This window comes from Streptomyces flavofungini (genome assembly GCF_041028215.1).
GTDB classification, from domain to species: domain Bacteria; phylum Actinomycetota; class Actinomycetes; order Streptomycetales; family Streptomycetaceae; genus Streptomyces; species Streptomyces flavofungini_B.
Window position 1 is genome coordinate 1 of the sequence record NZ_JASKYR010001347.1, and the last position, 938, is coordinate 938.

The window sequence follows — 938 nt, forward strand, 5'->3', positions numbered from 1 at the left end:
GGTCAGACCTCCACCCGGACCGTCACCGTCGACGGGGTGCGGCGGACGGATCTGCTGCGGTCCCATCCGAGGTCACTTCCCCTCCCGCCTTCTCCACTCCCCGGAGTCACCATGCGCACCTCCCTCCGCCGCCGCCTCGGTGCGGTCACCGCCGTCCTCGCGATGGTCGCCGTCGCCGCGCCCGCCGCGGCCTCTCCCCTGCACCGGTCGGCGGACGACCGGGCCGCCTCGTCCGGCTGTCACACCTCCCGCCCGTACCCGGCCGCCGGTCAGACCTCCACCCGGACCGTCACCGTCGACGGGGTGCGGCGCACCTACCTCCTGCACGTCCCTGCCTCCTACGACCCCCGCACCCCGACACCGCTCGTCCTGTCCTTCCACGGGCACGGGCGCACCGCCGACTACCAGGAGCGGCTCACCGGGATGAGCGGCCTGGACGCGCTCGTCGCCTATCCGCAGGGCATGGCGGGCACCGACGGGAAAAGTGCCTGGCAGGGCGCCCCGTACTCGGCGGACGTCGACGACATCGCCTTCACCCGCGCCCTGATCGGACGGCTCCAGGGCACGCTGTGCGTGGACAGTCGCCGGGTGTACGCCGCGGGGAAGTCCAACGGCGGCGGGTTCGCGGCGCTCGTGGGCTGCCGTCTCGCGGACCGTGTCGCCGCCGTCGCCGCGGTGTCCGGGGCGTTCTACCCGCAGGGAGGCGAGTGCCGTCCCCGGCGTCCCCTCCCCGTCATCGACTTCCACGGCCAGGCCGACACCACCATCCCCTACGCCGGAAACGCCGCCAAGGGGCTGCCCGCGCTGCCGGACTGGCTCGCCGGGTGGGCCGAGCGCGACGGCTGCCGAGCCGAGCCCCGCACCACCCGCGTCGAGGCCAACGTCGTGAAGCAGCGGTGGTCACCCTGCCCGGGCCGGGCGTCCGTGGAGCACTACCG

1 protein-coding gene is annotated in these 938 nt (G+C 74.7%); it reads left to right on the forward strand.

Going from position 1 to position 938, the window contains the following annotated elements; genetic code table 11:
• Nucleotides 1–111 precede the first annotated feature (111 nt).
• Nucleotides 112–938 (forward strand): alpha/beta hydrolase family esterase (locus AB8Z36_RS40965; RefSeq protein ID WP_369218418.1); only part of this gene is annotated, 827 nt, incomplete at its 3' end.